The organism is Enterobacter sp. 200527-13, assembly GCF_027924865.1.
Classification (GTDB): Bacteria; Pseudomonadota; Gammaproteobacteria; order Enterobacterales; family Enterobacteriaceae; genus Enterobacter; species Enterobacter ludwigii.
Map to the genome: position 1 here is coordinate 39,143 of NZ_BSCM01000007.1, position 18,110 is coordinate 57,252.

General features: G+C 55.1%; 18 protein-coding genes. 10 read left to right on the plus strand and 8 right to left on the minus strand.

The annotated features are described in order from the left end of the window. Positions 1-47 precede the first annotated feature (47 nt). Entirely contained in the window at positions 48-2,090 is a 2,043-nt protein-coding gene (prlC, locus tag QMG44_RS18990) for an oligopeptidase A (RefSeq protein WP_086532993.1), read from the plus strand. A 7-nt stretch (positions 2,091-2,097) separates the two neighbouring features. After that, positions 2,098-2,859 (plus strand): 16S rRNA (guanine(1516)-N(2))-methyltransferase RsmJ, encoded by a 762-nt coding sequence (gene rsmJ, locus QMG44_RS18995; RefSeq protein WP_086532992.1) that lies wholly within the window; start codon positions 2,098-2,100, stop codon positions 2,857-2,859. 86 nt (positions 2,860-2,945) lie between these two features. On the opposite strand, the gene uspA is transcribed toward rsmJ, so the two are convergent. After that, positions 2,946-3,383, minus strand: a complete 438-nt coding sequence (gene uspA, locus QMG44_RS19000; protein WP_003861223.1) for a universal stress protein UspA — start codon at positions 3,381-3,383, stop codon at positions 2,946-2,948. Between the two features lie 283 nt (positions 3,384-3,666). On the opposite strand from uspA, the gene uspB reads away from it, so the two are divergent. Then, positions 3,667-4,002, plus strand: a complete 336-nt coding sequence (uspB, locus tag QMG44_RS19005) for a universal stress protein UspB (RefSeq protein ID WP_003861224.1) — start codon at positions 3,667-3,669, stop codon at positions 4,000-4,002. A 54-nt stretch (positions 4,003-4,056) separates the two neighbouring features. Here the strand turns inward: uspB and pitA are convergent, their stop codons facing one another. Further along, complete coding sequence (gene pitA / locus QMG44_RS19010; RefSeq protein ID WP_014172068.1) at positions 4,057-5,556, minus strand: inorganic phosphate transporter PitA; 1,500 nt, start codon at positions 5,554-5,556, stop codon at positions 4,057-4,059. A 229-nt stretch (positions 5,557-5,785) separates the two neighbouring features. Here pitA and QMG44_RS19015 point away from each other — a divergent pair, with 229 nt between their 5' ends. Next, positions 5,786-6,982, plus strand: a complete 1,197-nt coding sequence (locus tag QMG44_RS19015; protein ID WP_063157153.1) for an NAD(P)/FAD-dependent oxidoreductase — start codon at positions 5,786-5,788, stop codon at positions 6,980-6,982. 32 nt (positions 6,983-7,014) lie between these two features. Here QMG44_RS19015 and QMG44_RS19020 read toward each other — a convergent pair whose 3' ends face one another. Together QMG44_RS19020 and QMG44_RS19025 are read right to left on the minus strand one after the other, a co-directional pair. Then, a complete protein-coding gene (locus QMG44_RS19020; RefSeq protein WP_025202817.1) occupies positions 7,015-7,953 on the minus strand; it encodes an NAD(P)-dependent oxidoreductase in 939 nt (312 codons plus the stop codon). Beyond that, the gene (locus tag QMG44_RS19025; protein ID WP_086532991.1) at positions 7,953-8,645 is read right to left on the minus strand and encodes an RraA family protein; all 693 of its coding nucleotides are present in this window, start codon (positions 8,643-8,645) and stop codon (positions 7,953-7,955) included. Before QMG44_RS19025 ends, QMG44_RS19020 begins: the two co-directional genes overlap by 1 nt. Before the next feature lie 169 nt (positions 8,646-8,814). On the opposite strand from QMG44_RS19025, the gene QMG44_RS19030 reads away from it, so the two are divergent. Further along, complete coding sequence (locus tag QMG44_RS19030; RefSeq protein ID WP_020884507.1) at positions 8,815-9,552, plus strand: IclR family transcriptional regulator; 738 nt, start codon at positions 8,815-8,817, stop codon at positions 9,550-9,552. Positions 9,553-9,589: 37 nt separating this feature from the next. Here the strand turns inward: QMG44_RS19030 and QMG44_RS19035 are convergent, their stop codons facing one another. Next, a complete protein-coding gene (locus QMG44_RS19035) occupies positions 9,590-10,924 on the minus strand; it encodes an MFS transporter (RefSeq protein ID WP_014172063.1) in 1,335 nt (444 codons plus the stop codon). A 334-nt stretch (positions 10,925-11,258) separates the two neighbouring features. Between QMG44_RS19035 and QMG44_RS19040 the strand changes: the two genes are divergently transcribed. Further along, complete coding sequence (locus QMG44_RS19040; RefSeq protein ID WP_032680118.1) at positions 11,259-11,657, plus strand: potassium channel family protein; 399 nt, start codon at positions 11,259-11,261, stop codon at positions 11,655-11,657. A 165-nt stretch (positions 11,658-11,822) separates the two neighbouring features. Then, positions 11,823-12,851, plus strand: coding sequence for a TerC/Alx family metal homeostasis membrane protein (locus QMG44_RS19045; RefSeq protein ID WP_020884510.1), 1,029 nt, complete (start codon positions 11,823-11,825; stop codon positions 12,849-12,851). A gap of 45 nt (positions 12,852-12,896) precedes the next feature. Here QMG44_RS19045 and QMG44_RS19050 read toward each other — a convergent pair whose 3' ends face one another. After that, positions 12,897-13,559 carry an HAD family hydrolase gene (locus QMG44_RS19050; protein ID WP_014172059.1) on the minus strand — a complete coding sequence of 221 codons (663 nt, stop codon included), beginning with the start codon at positions 13,557-13,559 and terminating at the stop codon, positions 12,897-12,899. A gap of 240 nt (positions 13,560-13,799) precedes the next feature. Here QMG44_RS19050 and QMG44_RS19055 point away from each other — a divergent pair, with 240 nt between their 5' ends. Next, complete coding sequence (locus tag QMG44_RS19055) at positions 13,800-14,327, plus strand: NlpC/P60 family protein (RefSeq protein ID WP_086532990.1); 528 nt, start codon at positions 13,800-13,802, stop codon at positions 14,325-14,327. A gap of 4 nt (positions 14,328-14,331) precedes the next feature. Here the strand turns inward: QMG44_RS19055 and QMG44_RS19060 are convergent, their stop codons facing one another. Continuing rightward, the gene (locus QMG44_RS19060) at positions 14,332-15,126 is read right to left on the minus strand and encodes an SDR family NAD(P)-dependent oxidoreductase (protein ID WP_025202822.1); all 795 of its coding nucleotides are present in this window, start codon (positions 15,124-15,126) and stop codon (positions 14,332-14,334) included. Between the two features lie 33 nt (positions 15,127-15,159). Beyond that, on the minus strand, positions 15,160-16,041 hold the full coding sequence (locus QMG44_RS19065) for a LysR family transcriptional regulator (protein ID WP_020884513.1): 882 nt from the start codon (positions 16,039-16,041) through the stop codon (positions 15,160-15,162). 99 nt (positions 16,042-16,140) lie between these two features. On the opposite strand from QMG44_RS19065, the gene QMG44_RS19070 reads away from it, so the two are divergent. Next, positions 16,141-16,647 (plus strand): phenolic acid decarboxylase, encoded by a 507-nt coding sequence (locus tag QMG44_RS19070; RefSeq protein ID WP_020884514.1) that lies wholly within the window; start codon positions 16,141-16,143, stop codon positions 16,645-16,647. Positions 16,648-16,969: 322 nt separating this feature from the next. Beyond that, positions 16,970-18,109 carry a UDP-4-amino-4-deoxy-L-arabinose aminotransferase gene (gene arnB / locus QMG44_RS19075; protein ID WP_086532989.1) on the plus strand — a complete coding sequence of 380 codons (1,140 nt, stop codon included), beginning with the start codon at positions 16,970-16,972 and terminating at the stop codon, positions 18,107-18,109. The last annotated feature ends 1 nt before the right edge of the window (position 18,110 follow it).

Sequence of the window (18,110 nt, forward strand, 5' to 3'; positions counted from 1 at the left end):
AGCGCCGGATGCGCGCTTCATTCATCTTATTCAACAGGACAGCGTTTATGACCAATCCATTACTGACGCCTTTTTCGTTGCCACCGTTTTCTAAAATCCGCCCTGAGCATGTGGTTCCAGCCGTAACACGGGCGCTGGACAACTGCCGTGCGGCGGTAGAAAGCGTGGTGGCGCAGGGCGCGCCGTACACCTGGGAAAATCTGTGTCAGCCGCTGGCCGAAGTGGATGACGTGCTGGGACGCCTCTTCTCCCCGGTAAGCCATCTGAATTCAGTGAAAAACAGCCCGGAACTCCGTGAAGCGTATGAACAAACCCTGCCGTTGCTCTCTGAGTACAGCACCTGGGTTGGCCAACACGAAGGGCTGTACAAAGCCTATCGCGACCTGCGCGATGGCGACCACTATGCCGAACTTAACACCGCGCAGAAAAAATCGGTCGATAACGCTCTGCGTGATTTCGAACTCTCCGGCATTGGTTTGCCGAAAGAGAAACAGACCCGTTACGGTGAAATTGCGGCCCGTCTGTCTGAGCTGGGCAACCAGTACAGCAACAACGTGCTGGACGCGACCATGGGCTGGACGAAGCTGATTACCGACGAAGCCGAGCTGGCCGGTATGCCGGAAAGCGCGCTGGCGGCGGCGAAAGCGCAGGCCGAAGCGAAAGAGCAGGAAGGCTTCCTCTTAACCCTGGACATCCCGAGCTACCTGCCGGTCATGACCTACTGCGACAATCAGGCGCTGCGCGAAGAGATGTACCGTGCGTACAGCACCCGCGCTTCCGATCAGGGTCCGAATGCCGGTAAGTGGGATAACAGCCCGGTGATGGCTGAAATCCTCGCGCTGCGTCACGAGCTGGCACAGCTGCTGGGCTTTGAGAGCTACGCTTCCAAATCCCTCGCCACCAAAATGGCGGAAAATCCACAGCAGGTCCTCGATTTCCTGACTGACCTGGCGAAACGTGCGCGTCCGCAGGGCGAGAAAGAGCTGACGCAGCTGCGCGCCTTCGCGAAAGCGGAATACGGTGTCGACGAGCTGCAGCCGTGGGATATCGCCTGGTACAGCGAAAAACAGAAACAGCACCTTTACAGCATCAGCGATGAGCAGCTGCGCCCTTACTTCCCGGAAAATAAAGCCGTTAACGGCCTGTTTGAAGTGGTTAAACGCATTTACGGGATCACCGCCAAAGAACGTACCGACATCGACGTCTGGCATCCGGACGTGCGCTTCTTCGAACTGTATGACGAGAAGAACGAGCTGCGCGGGAGCTTCTACCTGGATCTGTACGCTCGCGAGAACAAACGCGGCGGTGCATGGATGGATGATTGCGTCGGGCAGATGCGTAAAGCGGACGGCTCCCTGCAGAAGCCGGTAGCGTACCTGACCTGTAACTTCAACCGTCCGGTGAATGGCAAGCCTGCACTGTTTACCCATGACGAAGTGATTACCCTGTTCCACGAGTTCGGCCACGGCCTGCACCATATGCTGACCCGTATCGAAACCGCAGGCGTTGCCGGTATCAGCGGTGTGCCATGGGATGCGGTCGAACTGCCAAGCCAGTTTATGGAAAACTGGTGCTGGGAGCCGGACGCGCTGGCGTTCATCTCCGGCCATTACGAAACCGGCGAGCCGCTGCCTAAAGAACTGCTGGATAAAATGCTGGCGGCGAAAAACTACCAGGCGGCGATGTTTATCCTGCGTCAGCTGGAGTTCGGCCTGTTCGACTTCCGTCTGCACGCCGAGTTTAGTCCGGAGCAGGGGGCGAAAATCCTCGAGACGCTGGCCGAGATTAAAAAGCAGGTCGCCGTTATTCCTGGCCCAACCTGGGGCCGCTTCCCGCACGCGTTCAGCCATATCTTCGCGGGCGGCTATGCGGCAGGCTATTACAGCTACCTGTGGGCCGACGTGCTGGCGGCGGATGCGTTCTCTCGCTTTGAAGAAGAGGGCATATTCAACCGTGAAACCGGCCAGTCGTTCCTTGATAACATCCTGACGCGCGGCGGTTCTGAAGAGCCAATGGTGCTGTTCAAACGCTTCCGTGGCCGCGAGCCGCAGCTGGATGCGATGCTTGAGCACTACGGAATTAAAGGCTAACCGTTACGTGAAGATCTGTTTAGTCGATGAAACAGGCGCCGGAGACGGCGCCTTATCTGTTCTGGCCACCCGCTGGGGGCTGGAGCATGATGATGAAAACCTGATGGCGCTGGTGATGACGCCGGCGCATCTGGAATTACGTAAGCGTGACGAACCCAGGCTCGGCGGGATATTTGTCGATTTTGTGGGGGGCGCTATGGCGCACCGGCGCAAGTTCGGCGGCGGTCGCGGTGAAGCGGTTGCCAAAGCGGTTGGCGTCAAAGGAAGCTATCTTCCTGACGTGGTGGATGCCACGGCGGGTTTAGGGCGCGATGCGTTTGTGCTGGCCTCGGTAGGGTGTCACGTGCGGATGCTGGAGCGCAATCCGGTCGTGGCCGCGCTGCTCGACGACGGGCTGACGCGCGGCTACGCCGACCCGGAGATTGGGCCGTGGCTGCAGGCGCGCTTGCAGTTGATTCACGCCTCCAGCCTGACGGCGCTGACCGATATCACTCCGCGTCCGCAGGTGGTCTACCTCGACCCGATGTTCCCGCATAAGCAGAAAAGCGCGCTGGTGAAGAAAGAGATGCGGGTGTTCCAGTCGCTGGTCGGACCGGATTTAGACGCGGATGGTTTGCTGGCGCCTGCTCGTCAGCTCGCCACGAAGCGCGTGGTGGTGAAACGCCCGGACTATGCGCCGCCGCTGGCGGACGTGGCCACGGCCAATGCGGTGGTTACCAAAGGGCACCGGTTTGATATTTATTCGGGGACGCCGGAACAGGAAGGTTAGGGTGTGCAGTTTGATGCTGTCACCCCAACCCGCGCTGGAAAGAGGCTCGAACGGTTCCCTCTCCCTTTGGGAGAGGGAAAGCAGACTTACTCGTCTTCTTCGTCACGCAGTGGAACAATCAGCATATCCACATGAACGGTGTTAATCAGCTGACGCGCTGAAGACATCAGCTTGCTCCAGAAGTCCTGGTGGTGACCACAAACGACCAGGTCCATATCGTATTTCTTAATCGCATCAACCAGCACCTGACCCAGATCGCCGCTGCCGCTTAAGGTTTCGGTGATAGGGTAGCCCGCGTTGGTGGACAGTTCGCTCAGGGCGTGGTGTGTCTCTTCAGAGATGCGTTTCTGCATATCACCGAGATTGACGTCAATCAGACCGGTATAGAGGTCGGAGTAATTCACATCAACGTGGATAAGAGAAACTTTCGCGTTGTAAGGGCGTGCCATGGATACCGCTTTATCAACCAGCACTTTACTCTCCGGAGAGAGGTCTACCGCGATGAGAATGTGTTTGTAAGCCATAGTGTTACTCCTTCCTTAAGTTATCGATGACTAAATGGAAAAGCCGTCGTCTGATGCTTTCATTACGGCCCAGTAAAACATATTTTTCAAGCTTTGGTGTTGATAACGATTAACCTTGTGGCAAAAAAATTAACGGATCTCCTACACTATTTAATGAGCCGTTCGGATATTAAAACGCGAACCGGATCGACTTTTGTTCATTCTTTCACTGAACTGTCTGTCAGGGCACTGGAGTGCGGTAGCTCAGAGGCCTTGCTTCGTGGGCGTACGCCGGGGAGGATGTATGATTAGCACCGTCGCATTGTTTTGGGCGTTATGCGTGGTTTGCATAGTGAATATGGCGCGCTACTTCTCATCGTTACGTGCGCTGTTAGTGGTACTTCGTGGTTGCGATCCGTTGCTTTATCAGTATGTGGACGGTGGAGGGTTCTTCACCTCGCACGGACAGCCCAGCAAGCAGATGCGTCTGGTAGGGTATATCTATTACCAGCGCTATCGCGATCACCACGATGAAGAGTTTATTCGCCGTTGCGAGCGTCTTCGCCGTCAGTTCATTTTAACCAGCGCCCTGTGTGGTCTGGTTGTGGTCAGCATGATTGCCTTGATGATTTGGCACTGAGCATAAAAAAAGCGGGTCAGTTTCCTGACCCGCTTTTTTATCGCGTTCTGCCGATTAGATAAGCTTCAGCGAAATCCAGTACAACCCACCCGACAGCAGGATAGAGGCCGGAAGGGTAAATACCCAGGCCATCAGAATGTTGGTCACGGTTTTGCGTTGCAGACCGCCGCCGTCAACAATCATGGTCCCTGCCACGGAAGAGGAGAGTACGTGGGTGGTCGAAACAGGCATACCGGTATAGCTCGCCAGACCGATTGAAACCGCCGCCGTCATCTGCGCGGACATACCCTGCGCATACGTCATGCCTTTCTTACCGATCTTCTCGCCGATGGTGGTCGCCACACGACGCCAGCCAATCATCGTACCGATACCGAGAGCCAGTGCGACAGCCATGATGATCCAGATTGGCGCGTACTCAATAGTATTGAGCATATCGCCTTTCAGTTTCTTCAGCAGACGCTGGTCGTCAGCATTCACTTCTGGCAGCTTCGCCACTTTATCCGTGACATCAGAGATGCACAGCATAATGCGACGCAGTTGACCACGTTGCTCAACGGACAGTTTGTCGTAGCTTTCGATATTACCCAGCATGCCTTTGGCACGTTCCAGCGCGTTAATCGCGTTTGCCGGATGGCAGTGGAATTCGCCCGGCGCAGTGGTAGCGCCTGCTTCAGGAGAAGGGATCAACTGGTCAACGCCGGTTGCCTTCTTCAGCAGCTCAGGGTGTTGCTGGAAGTAGATTTCAACGTTGTTCACCGCATCACGGGTACGGGTGATTTCGTAACCGGAGGCGTTCATGTTGACCACGAATCCCGCCGGTGCGACGCCAATCAGTACCAGCATTACCAGACCAATGCCTTTCTGACCGTCGTTCGCGCCGTGAGAGAAGGCAACGCCGATAGCGGAAAGGATCAGGGCAATCCGCGTCCAGAATGGCGGCTTTTTCTTGCCGTCTTTCTTCTCACGCTCTGCCGGCGTCAGGTGAATACGGGAGCGTTTTTTCGTATTGCTCCAGTAACGACGCAGGATGAAAATCAATCCGCCTGCGACCACCAGACCCACGATAGGGGAGACAATCAGTGAGGCGAAAATTCCCAGCACTTTCGGGATGTTTAACGCATCAACAACCGAGGTACCGGTCATGAGGGCATTCGTTAACCCAATACCGATAATCGCGCCGATGAGGGTGTGAGAACTGGATGCAGGCAGGCCGAAATACCAGGTACCGAGGTTCCAGATAATTGCAGCAAGCAGCATTGAGAACACCATAGCGAGGCCATGGCCAGAACTAACGTTGAGAAGCAGATCCGTTGGCAACATATGCACGATCGCATATGCAACGCTCAGTCCACCCAGAAGAACACCAAAAAAGTTAAATACCGCCGCCATAACAACCGCGAGCTGCGATCGCATTGCGCGAGTGTAGATAACCGTTGCTACTGCGTTTGCAGTGTCGTGGAAGCCGTTGATCGCTTCGTAAAACAGTACAAAAACCAGAGCAAGCAATAATAAAAGCCCGGTATGTAAATCCAGGCCAGCAAACAAATGTAGCATAGGACGTTACGCCATTTTGAGGACATGAACGCGGCGCATTATCCAGGACAAATGCGCGGCGGGCAAAGTGAAATATAGCTTTTTTTTGATATAACTTCGGCTTTGTTGGCGTTAGGTAAAGAAATATATTTTATATTTCAAGTATATGACTGATATCTCGGTTAATTGCGCTGGTGTGACCACAGAGGAAACTTTACAATCCGCGGCAGTTAACGAAGAGGATTTTGACGTGGAAAGGTTTGATGCCGTGGTAATTGGCGCCGGTGCGGCGGGTATGTTTTGTGCGGCGATGGCCGGACAGGCGGGTCGTCGCGTGCTGTTGCTGGATAACGGTAAAAAGCCAGGACGTAAAATTCTGATGTCCGGTGGCGGGCGCTGCAACTTTACAAATCTCTATGTCGAACCTGCAGCTTATCTGAGCCAGAACCGTCATTTTTGCAAATCGGCCCTGGCGCGTTACACCCAGTGGGACTTTATCGACCTGGTGGGTAAGCACGGTATCGCATGGCATGAGAAGACGCTGGGCCAGCTGTTCTGTGATGACTCCGCCCAGCAGATTGTCGATATGCTGGTGGCCGAGTGCGAGAAGGGCGGCGTGGTGATGCGCCTGCGCACGGAAGTGCTGGAGGTGTCCCGCGATGAGCAGGGCTACACGCTGCAGTTAAATGGGGAAAGCGTCAGCGCCGATAACCTGGTGATTGCCAGCGGTGGCCTCTCCATGCCGGGGCTCGGTGCTTCACCATTCGGCTACAAGATTGCCGAACAGTTTGGCCTGAACGTGCTGCCCACCCGTGCGGGGCTGGTACCGTTCACCCTGCATAAGCCCCTGCTGGAACAGCTCCAGACGCTTTCTGGCGTCTCGGTTCCGTCGGTCATTACGGCTGAAGACGGTACGGTGTTCCGTGAAAACCTGCTGTTTACCCACCGTGGTCTTTCCGGCCCGGCGGTACTGCAAATCTCCAGCTACTGGCAGCCGGGGGAGTTTGTCACGGTTAACCTGCTACCCGATTGCGACCTGGAGGCTTTCCTCAACGAGCAACGCGCGGCGCACCCGAATCAAAGCCTGAAAAACACGCTGGCCATGCAGTTGCCAAAACGTCTGGTGGAATGTTTGCAGGTGCTGGGGCAGATCCCCGATGTGTCGCTCAAGCAGCTTAACAGCCGCGAACAGGCGGTGCTGGTTGAGACGCTGACAGCCTGGCGGGTGCAGCCCAACGGCACCGAAGGCTACCGCACGGCGGAAGTGACGCTTGGCGGGGTCGACACGAATGAACTCTCCTCACGCACCATGGAAGCGCGCAACGTGCCGGGGCTCTATTTTATTGGTGAGGTGATGGATGTGACCGGCTGGCTCGGCGGATACAATTTCCAGTGGGCATGGGCAAGTGCCTGGGCGTGTGCTCAGGCGCTGGCAGAAGACAAGTGACATAAGAGCACTGCCACTCGTCACAGTTGGTTTTACGGGCTGACGGTGGTTACGTCTGTTACAGCAAGAATATTGCTCGCGGCCACTGTCCCCATCTTGATATATGACGCTGCGGTAACGCCGCCAATATGCGGTGAAATAACCACGTTTTCTACGGACTGCCAGAGATGCGGCGCCGTCAGCGGCTCGTGGGTAAAGCTGTCCAGCGCTGCGCTGTGCAGCGTGCCATCCCTGAGCGCCGCCAGTAACGATTCATCGTCGATCAGTCCGCCGCGTGCCGTATTTACCAGAATTGCGTTCCGCTTGCAGTGTGCGAGCGTCTGGCTATTGATCATCCCCCGATTCTCATCGGTCAGCGGACAGTGCAAAGAGATGACATCGGAACGGGAAAGAAGTCCTTTCAGCGTTTCTGCGCGTTCGCACAGGGCAGGCATGGACTTAGCATAGGGATCGTAAGCCAGCACCTTCATGCCGAATGCGTGGCCAATATGTGCCACACGCGAGCCGATAGCACCCAATCCGATGAGCCCTAACGTTAAGCCCTCCAGTTCAATGGATTTATGCGTTGCCTTATCCCAGTGCCCGTCTCGCAGGCGCTTGTCCAGAGGTACCACCGACTTTGCGCAGGCGAGGATCTGCGCCCAGGTATGTTCAGCCACTGCCGCCGCGTTTGCACCTGGCGCAGCGCGGACGGCGATGTTGCGCTCGGCCGCTGCCGTCTGGTCTATCACATCGATCCCGCTTCCGTGCTTGGAAATAACCTGCAGAGCTGGGGCGGCATCCATGACTTTCGCGGTAATCTTGCCGTAACGTACCAGAATCGCCACAGGATTGTGTCGTTCACACAGCGCGATCAGTTCATCTTCTGTGGGCTGGCGGCCCGCAAACACCACCTCAAAGCCCTGCAACATCACCATGGCCTGCTCCGCCAGGTCGCTTCCGGTAACCAGAACTACGTCTTTGCCCCCCATCACAGCGTCTCCCCGTCATCTAACATACCTGCCTTACGCAGCGCGTCATCAAGCCAGTGTGGACGTAAATCGCCTTCACGGATGGCGGCAAGGCGTCGGGTCTCCATCTCCAGCTTTCCTTTTGCCAGCGCGATAACTTCCTGAACCTCATCGCGCGGGATGACTACCACGCCGTCGATATCCGCGACAACCAGATCCCCGGCCTGAACCGTCGCCCCGGCGACTGAAATGGGATGATTAACCCGACCAGAAATTAGCTTTGTCGGGCCGCAGGGGTTAAGACCGGCAGAAAAAACAGGGTAGTGACCTTTGCTTAAGGTATCGGCGTCACGTACAGCGCCGTCAATAATAATGCCCGCAATGCCGCTCGCCTGAGCCTGAGAGGCCATGATTTCCCCAAGCAGCGCGCAGCTCAGGTCGCCTTTGCCATCGACGATCAGGACATCGCCGGGCTGCGCCACCGCCATCGCGGCATGAATCGCCAGATTATCACCCGGACGGACTTCAACGGTGATGGCCGGACCCGCAACGGACATGTGTGGAGCCAGCGGTTTGATGCGGCCATGAAGCGTACCGCGGCGACCGGCCACGTCGGCCAGAATAGCGGCCTGATACTCGGCAGCCCGACGAACGTCCTCGGCAGAAACGCGATCAAACTGGCGATTAATCGGTTTTTTTTCAGTAACGGACATGAATGCCTCCATATTGTTTTACTAAGTACAATGCAGGTGTACAGTGCAAAACAACTATAGCGGTGTTGCTTTCCTTTTAGCCAGACCCGAGATGGCGTTTGTGATGTAAACACGAAGTGACTCACAAAATTTGAGGTACACTCACTGCCGGGCTAACAAGGAGATAATGATGGGGAATGAAGGCGTTGTAGCGGTTGAAAAAGCGCTGGCTTTACTGGATTGCTTCCGTCCTGGAGATGAGAGCCTGACGCTGACCGCGCTGGCACAGCTATCGGGTTATCACAAAACCACGGTTTACCGCTTGATGAATTCTCTTGAACGGATGAATTACGTCGTCAGGCATGAAGACGGCAATTATGCGCTGGGCCCACGTCTGCTTTACCTCGGCAAGCTGTATGAACAATCTTTCCATCTTTCCCGAGTGGTTCAGCCAGAGCTTCAGGCCTTATCCCTGGCGTCTCAGGAGAGTGCCAGCTGGTATGTGCTGGAGGGAGGGCAGCGGCTTTGCCTGTTTCGCGCTGAAGCGTCGCATGGCCTGCGACACAGCAATCTTCCCGGTAGCCAGTTTCCGCTCGATAATTCGGCCATCAGTAAGGTATTACGCCATTGGGGGCTCAATGAGAGCCTGCCGGAGGGAGACGCTGAACTCCCTTTCTACACGTCAGGCGCACGCGATCCCCACACCGCTGCGTTTGCGATGCCTGTCTTCGGCGTTCACGACAAGCTGGTTGCGGCGTTAGCCCTGACCGGCCCCATCTCACGGCTGACGGAAGATCGTCGTGAGAAGGAGATAGGTCAGTTGATGAAGGCGGCAGCAAGCCGTCTGTCGCAGAAAATGGGAGCCAGTAAGCTCTTCTGTCAGCAGTTTTTTGGGGAAACGAGCGATACGGCGGAAGAACATCTTTAAATGCAGAAGCGGGACAGTTGTCCCGCTTCTGTCAACGCTAATGCGTGACCTGTTTTTCGTGTAGCTGAGCGTTGCGGGCCTGTCGGCCCATAATGAGCACCGCTATCCCCCCGGCCACGCACAGCGCGGCCAGCGGAAGCATCGCCAGCGTGTAGCTGCCCGTACGCTCATTGATAATGCCGTACGCGTTTACCATCACCGCCCCGCCTATCAGGTTTGCGATGGCACCAATCGCGGCCAGTCCCGCCGCCGCTGAGGTACTGCTCATCCAACCGGACGCCAGCGCCCAGAAAGGCCCTTTCATTGAATAGGCGCCTATCAGCATAATGCTGAGGATAACGATCGTGGCAGACAGCGAAACGCTCACAAAGGCGGCGAACACGCCGGCGGCAATTATGAATAGCGTGAGTGCGGTATGCCAGCGGCGTTCGTTGGTACGATCGGAATTCCGCCCCCATACAATCATGAGAACAGATGCCAGACCGTAAGGAATGGCGTTAAGCAGACCTGTCTCAAGATTATCGAGATGGAAGGATTTCAGCAGTTGAGGAGACCAGACGCTGATGGTGGTACCCGCGGACGATGCACCCGCGTAAATCAGCGCCATCAGCCAGATTTGGCGATGCTTTAGCAACTGCCAGGTGGTCTGGTGTCCGATATTCTTTTGCTGATTGCGCTCGGTTTCCAGCGTGGTTTCCAGCCATTGTTTCTGTTCACTGCTAAGCCAGCTCGCCTGATGAGGGCGATCCCGGAGAATAAACCAGGCGGCAATACCCAGCAGCACCGCCGGCAAGCCTTCAATAATGAACAGCAGATGCCAGCCGCGAAGACCCAGCCAGCCATCCAGTGACAGTATCAACCCGGAAAGCGGGGAGCCAATGAAGTTAGCGAGCGGGATGGCGACCATAAAGGACGCAATAATGCGTGCGCGGTAGCGGGACGGGATCCACCAGGTCAGATACAGCACGACGCCCGGGAAGAAGCCCGCTTCTGCAGCACCGAGAAGAAAACGGACGATATAGAGCGACGTGGTGTTCTGCACCAGGGACATACACATGGAGACGATGCCCCAACTGATCATAATGCGCGGGATCCACAGCCGGGCGCCGACTTTCTGCATGGCCAGGTTGCTGGGTACTTCAAACAGAAAATAGGCCACGAAATAAAGACTGCTGGCGAAGCCAAATGCAGCTTTGCTGAGGCCAAGGTCCTCATTCATCTGCAGCGAAGCCATGCCGATATTCCCGCGATCGATAATGGAGACCAGGTAACTGACAATCAGAAACGGGAGAATACGCCAGATCACCTTCCGCATCGTCTCTCTTTCTATGTCCTCGGTGGCGGTAGCACCGTTACGTAAATGTTCTGTCATTGTGTCCTCGCAGGGTATGTTCTTTGTTTTATTAGGTACAACTGAGTTTTATTAAACAAAACCACTATAGCGACGGCGCGTTCTTTTTATCCAGTTAATGGAAGGTTTAAATGATGTAAATAAGAGGTGACTCACAGATAGTGCGCTCCAGATATATCGCTCACAGCAGTCGAACCAGCCGCAAAGAGGAGACTCTATAAGGGTGATAATCACGCAGCGCAATTATTGCACCAACTTTTTTCCTCCGATCCACTAAGCTTCGACCAGGCCAGACAACTCCAGGTGCCCCGCTGCGTTCGTGGGGTCATTTTTCTTCCCGGTCAGAGCACCTTTCATGCAGCTACTCAGCATCATTATTTTGCTTACCCTTACGGTGGTCATCCATTCGCTGTGGATGTTTTGCGTTTTAAAATTCATTAACTTAGAGGTCGGCTCTGCGGTGCGTGTGGTTTTGCGTAACGTCGGGATCGTTATCTCCATGATCTTCGCCCATCTTCTTGAAGCCGGTCTCTTCGCCGGGTTTTATTTTGTTATTGATGCATTTAACGACTGGAACACCAGCTTCTACTTTTCGCTGGTCAGTTACGCCACGGTGGGATACGGCGATGTCACGTTGCCTCAGCACTGGCGGCTGATTGGGGGTGTGGAAGGCCTGGTCGGCGCCTTGATGGTGGGCTGGTCAGTGGCGGTTCTGGTGGCCGTACTGCAGCGTTTGCGCGGCATGAGCGCCTAAACGGCAGATGCGCGACCCCATGGAGTGCGGTAAAGTACCTCTCTTTGCCGGGCCTGGAAGGCCGCGGCTTTAAGGGTTAAAGGCTGGTAAACAGCCTGCCCCTTTCCGTTCCTGGTTTACGCCAGTTTGCATGGTGTTGTGTTTTGTCTGCCAAAAGGGTTGTGTATGTCTGCTGCTCATCTCGGTTTCCCGACTGAAACCGTTGTTGTCTTTGTAGTGATGGCCGTCGGGGCGATGTTTATCGACCTCTTTATGCACCGTCACGATAAACCGATCTCGCTGAAAAGCGCTGCCATGTGGTCCCTCTTCTGGGTCATGATGGCCATGGCTTTCGCCGGGTTCCTGTATGTTCACCACGGCGCAGAGATGGCGAGCCTGTTCCTCACCGGTTACGCGCTGGAAGAGGTGCTCTCCGTCGATAACCTGTTTGTGATGATGGCGATTTTTGCCTGGTTCGGCGTGCCGGATAAATATCGTCACCGTGTCCTCTACTGGGGCGTGCTCGGGGCGATTGTTTTCCGCGGTATCTTTGTGGCCATTGGTACCAGCCTGTTAAGTCTGGGGCCTTACGTCGAGGTTATCTTCGCGCTGGTCGTCGGCTGGACGGCGGTGATGATGCTCAGACGCAATGAAGAGAGTGACGAGGTTGAAGATTACTCCGGCCATCTGGCTTACCGTCTGGTGAAACGCTTCTATCCTGTCTGGCCTAAAATCAGCAGCAATGCCTTTATTCTGACCCAGAAAGAGGTGGACGCGGAGCTGGAGAAACCTGAAAACCAGGACGTGATGGTTGGACGCGTGAAGAAGGCGAAACGCTACGCAACGCCGCTGCTGCTTTGCGTGGCGGTCGTGGAACTCTCTGATGTGATGTTCGCGTTTGACTCCGTGCCGGCCATTATTGCCGTCAGCCGTGAGCCGCTTATTATTTACAGCGCAATGATGTTCGCCATCCTCGGCTTGCGTACGCTCTACTTCGTGCTGGAAGCGCTGAAGCAGTATCTGGTGCATCTGGAGAAAGCGGTGGTGCTGCTGCTGTTCTTCGTGGCGTTCAAGCTCGGATTAAATGCCACCGATCACTTCTGGCACCACGGTTACAGCATTGGTGCCACGGCAAGCCTGTTTGTGGTGCTTGGCGTGCTGGCGCTGGGGATTATCACCAGCGTGATGTTCCCGGGTAAGAAAGAAGCTCATTAAAAGCAAAACGGCAACCTTTGGTTGCCGTTTTCGGGTAGACAGTGTCTAACACTTAATCGGTGAATGTCGACGCTTGCGCGGTGGATGGAAGTGCCGCCAGTGTGCATCCTGCGCCGCCGCCAGCAGTTCATGGTCGCCGCGGGTATCGCCCCACGCGCGCAGGTGGTAGCTATTCAGATCGCCATACACTTTTTCCAGCCTCGCCACCTTCTGGGCACAGCGGCAGTTGTTGCCGGTGATACGCCCGGTCAGCTTGCCGTCTTTCACTTCCAGCTGTGTGCCAATCAGCTTAATCCCCAGCTTGTCAGCCCACGGCTGGAGCACCAGCGCCGGAGAGGCGGAGCAGATGGTCACTTCCGCACCGGAATTCACCTCTGCGGCGACGGCCAGTACGCCGGCAGGGCGCATCAGCTTGTCCCAGTATTTTTCGCAAAACGCTTCCGCCTGCTGGCGTAGCCAGTGTTCATCCACGCCCGTCAGGAACGTTTTAATCAGCACTTCCTTCAGCTCATCGCGCGTCAGCTTACGACGCACGCAGTGCAGCGTGGGTAAGGCCATACGCACCAGGCGGCCCGCGAAGTAACGTTTACCAAAGGCAAAACGCAGGAAAGGGATAAAGCTGTCGTGGTGCGTCAGTGTTCCATCAAAGTCGAAGACGGAGAGCACGTTGGATTTGGCCACGGCCTCGTCGGCAATCATATTGGTCATAAATACGTCTTAGCTAAAATACACATTCTGTTGATTAGTTTACCTGCTTTACCCTGTCTGTCCTTCTGTCTTGAGCATTTTTTTCGCGATCTTGCGATCGGAAAGTGAGTCCATTTTTGGTCTCAATAATAATTGGTTGAAAAGCGAGCTGTCTATATTATCGCCACATTGATCGCTATTTCGGGGGAACGTTGGCCCCCACCGGTAAGGAAAATATCCACTCACTGAATCTATTTTGATATGACGTTTAGATCGCTTATTTCAATCCTCTCGTTAAGTCTGGCTTCGTTTTCGGCATTGAGTTTTCAACTGCCGGCGTCGATGCTGTCAATGAACCGCGAGCTTGCCCTTTCTCCGGCAAAATCCGCGCTGCTGCACCAGGAAACAGGACCACTGCGTACCCGGATCCTTGATCAATACCAGAAGTGGAAAGGCACCCACTATCAGTGGGGCGGGACCACACATCGGGGCGTGGACTGCTCCGCGCTGATGCAGCATCTGTTCAGCGATGCGGCGAACCTTAATCTGCCGCGCACGACGGGCGAACAGATCCATCGCGGCGTGAAGGTGGCGCAATACCGTCTGAAGGCGGGGGATTTGGTCTTCTTTCAGACCGGTCTAGACCGAAGGCACGTGGGCGTGTACATCGGCAATAGCCAGTTTATTCATGCCTCACGCAGCCAGGGCGTAACCGTCTCAACCCTGACTGATGACTACTGGCAGGCGCACTATATTACTGCCCGACGGGTCACAGACCGTTCTGTCTGAGGGATCAGATGATGTCATCCACCACGCCGCCATCGACGCGCAGTGCCGCGCCCGAGGTGGCGGAGGCCTGGGGCGAGCAGACATACACCACCATATTGGCGACTTCTTCCACCGTCGCGGCACGCTGGATAACCGAGCTCGGGCGGTGAGTCATCACAAACTCTTTCGCCAGTTCCTCCAGCGATTTGCCGGTTCTTTCGATCTCGTCTTTCATCATGCCGGCAAAACCGTCTGAAAGGGTGGGACCGGGCAATACGCTGTTCACCGTGACACCGCTTCCCGCCACGAACTTCGCCAGCCCGCGAGCGAGCGACAGCTGCGCCGTTTTGGTCACACCATAGTGGATCATGTCCGCCGGAATATTGCAGGCCGACTCGGACGAAATAAACACCACGCGTCCCCAGCCTTTCTGCACCATACCCGGCAGCAGCGCACGGGAGATACGTACGCCGGACATCACGTTTGTCTGCCAGTAACGCTCCCAGGTGTCATCGTCGGTGCCATAAAAATCCTGCTGGCCGTAAATGCCGGCGTTGTTGACCAGGATGTCGACGTGGGTCGCCACGTTCAGCAGCGATTCCACCCCTTCAGCCGTGCTGAGGTCGGCAATTGCAGCGCGTACCTGCACCCCAGGCACAACCTGTTGTAGCTGCTGAATACCTTTATTCACAGATTCCGTGCTACGGCCATTGATGATCACTTCCGCACCGCTTTCAGCCAGCCCTCGGGCTATGGCGAACCCGATCCCGCCGGTAGAGGCGGTCACCAGCGCGACTTTCCCCGTAAAATCGATCTTCATCATCTGCTCCTTATCGTGTTTAACGTTCGGACCTTAAAGCGTAGCAGGTGAGGATGGCGGCTCCTGGCTAAAAAGGCGCAGCAGGGTCTCAACCTGTTCATCCAGCGGGCCGAGGGAGCGTTTCACAATCAGATGCAGCGGCGTAGCCCGGCGTGCGCCATGGCTAAGCGGCAGGCGTTTAAGCACCCCCAGATCAAGCTGGGTCTGAATACGCTCCTCTGGCAGCCAGCCATAGCCGACCTGGGACATCACCGCCTCTATGGCTGCGTCAATGGTGGAAAAGGTCCACGACTCACCGGCCGCACGCGCGGCGGTCTGGCTGTCGGCTATCTGAATGAGTGGCCACGGGCGCAGCATATCGTCGTTAAGCGGCGCGTCGAGGCTAAAGAGGGGATGTTGATGATGCGCCACGGCAACAAAGTCGATATTCATCAGCCATTCGCCAAGACCGGTTATGTCCTGGCGGCGGGTTAACACCATCACGTCGGCTTCATCATTAATGACATCGGTGCGGCTATTTTCCAGCACTTCGGTGAGACGGACCTGCGTTTGCGGATACAGCTGCTGGAACTGACGCAAAATAGCGAACAGGCGTCGGCGCGGGAAAATGCTGTCCACCACCAGATCTAACCGCGTGCGCATTCCATTACGCAGGCTTGCCGCACGGGTCTCAACATAGGCGAAGGCTTTCAGCAACGGTTTAACCTGGTTGAGCAGGAGTTCGCCGGCCGGGGTCAAGACAGCCCGCCGCCCCTCGGGCACCAGCAGCGCCACGCCCAGCCGCTCCTGCAGCAGCGACAGGTTATAGCTGACCGAGGACTGGCTGCGGTTGGTCTCTTCCGCTGCTTTGGCAAAGCTACCTGCCTCGACCACTCTTTCCAGTAATGACCATTGTTCAAGCGTCGTCTTATGCATGATTAATCTAAAATTTGGATGAATTTGATTTAAACATAGCGTTATTCATTCATTTTTTGAAGGGGTACGATCGTCTCATCAAAGCAAAGGAGACACATTATGAACACCTTCGACAAACATGACTTAAGCGGCTTCGTCGGCAAACACCTTGTATATACCTACGATAATGGCTGGAACTACGAGATTTATGTCAAAAATGAAACCACCCTTGATTACCGTATTCACAGCGGGATTGTAGCGAACCGTTGGGTGAAAGATCAGCAGGCTTATATTGTTCGCGTAGGGGAGAGCATCTATAAAATTTCCTGGACAGAACCAACCGGTACCGACGTGAGCCTGATTGCAAACCTGGGTGACAAACTGTTCCACGGCACCATCTTCTTCCCACGTTGGGTGATCAACAATCCAGAAAAAACCGTCTGCTTCCAGAACGATCATATTCCATTGATGAATGCGTATCGTGATGCGGGTCCGGCATACCCCACTGAAGTCATTGATGAATTTGCGACGATCACCTTTGTTCGCGACTGTGGGGCGAATAATGAAAGCGTTATTGCCTGCGCGGCGAGCGAGTTACCAAAAAACTTTCCTGATAATTTAAAATAAGCGCGACAATTAACTAAAAAGAAAAGTTCCCGGCTATTTCTTCTTTTAAAAGAAATAGCCGGGATTTTTTTTGTTTGTTGATGTTATGTTTAAAAAATTGCAGGCAAAGGTCGAGTTTGATCACACAATAAATAATTCATAATAATTTAACTCTTTGTATTTTAAGTGGTTAATGGGTTGATAAAGTGAATGGAATGTCTTTCTTAATTTTTCCCTAAGAAATGTTAGCTACCTTGATATAAGTTTATGGTTCGTTGAAATAAACGAGCCGGCATTTGGTTAATATCAAAAGCGTGCCATTCTTATTTCAAGGAAATTAATGATGAGTGATTTTTTGCCTTTTTCCCGGCCGTCCATGGGTAGCGAGGAATTAGCGGCGTTGCAGGAGGTATTAACCTCCGGCTGGATCACCACAGGACCGAAAAATCAGGCGCTTGAAGAGGCATTCTGTCAGCTAACCGGGAATCAACATGCGATTGCCGTCAGCTCAGCGACCGCGGGAATGCATGTCACGCTGATGGCGCTGGGTATTGGTCCAGGCGATGAAGTGATTACCCCCTCCCTGACCTGGGTATCCACACTGAATATGATTGTGCTGCTGGGCGCAACCCCGGTGATGATTGATGTGGACCGGGATACGTTGATGGTCACGCCGGATGCGATCGACGCCGCCATTACGCCACGTACAAAAGCGATTGTTCCGGTTCATTATGCCGGCGCGCCGTGTGACATCGACGCCATTCGCGCCATCGGGGAACGTCACGGTATCCCAGTCATTGAAGATGCGGCGCATGCAGCCGGCACGTACTACCACTCGCGTCACGTGGGCTGGCAGGGCACCGCGATTTTCTCATTCCACGCCATTAAAAACATGACCTGCGCCGAAGGCGGGTTAGTGGTCACGGACGATGCGCAACTGGCGCAGCGGATCCGTAGCCTGAAATTCCACGGCCTGGGTGTGGATGCCTACGACCGCCAGACGCACGGTCGTGCGCCGCAGGCAGAAGTTATCACGCCCGGCTTCAAATACAACCTGGCGGATATCAACGCCGCGCTGGCGCTGGTGCAGTTGGGCAAACTGAAAGAGGCCAACGCACGACGTCATGACATTGCTGAACGCTATCTTCGCGAGCTTGCCGATACGCCGTTCCAGCCGCTGCGTATTCCTTCATGGCCGCACGTCCACGCCTGGCATCTGTTCATCATTCGCGTGGATGAAGCCCGCTGCGGGATTTCTCGCGACAACCTGATGGCAGCCCTGAAGGAAAAAGGCATTGGCACCGGCCTGCATTTCCGCGCGGCGCACACGCAAAAATACTACCGCGAGCGTTTTCCTGATGTATCGCTCCCGAATTCTGAATGGAATAGCGCGCGTATTTGTTCTCTCCCCCTTTTCCCGGACATGACTCATGACGACACAACCCGCGTCATTACCGCGCTCCATCAGCTTGCAGGAAATTGAT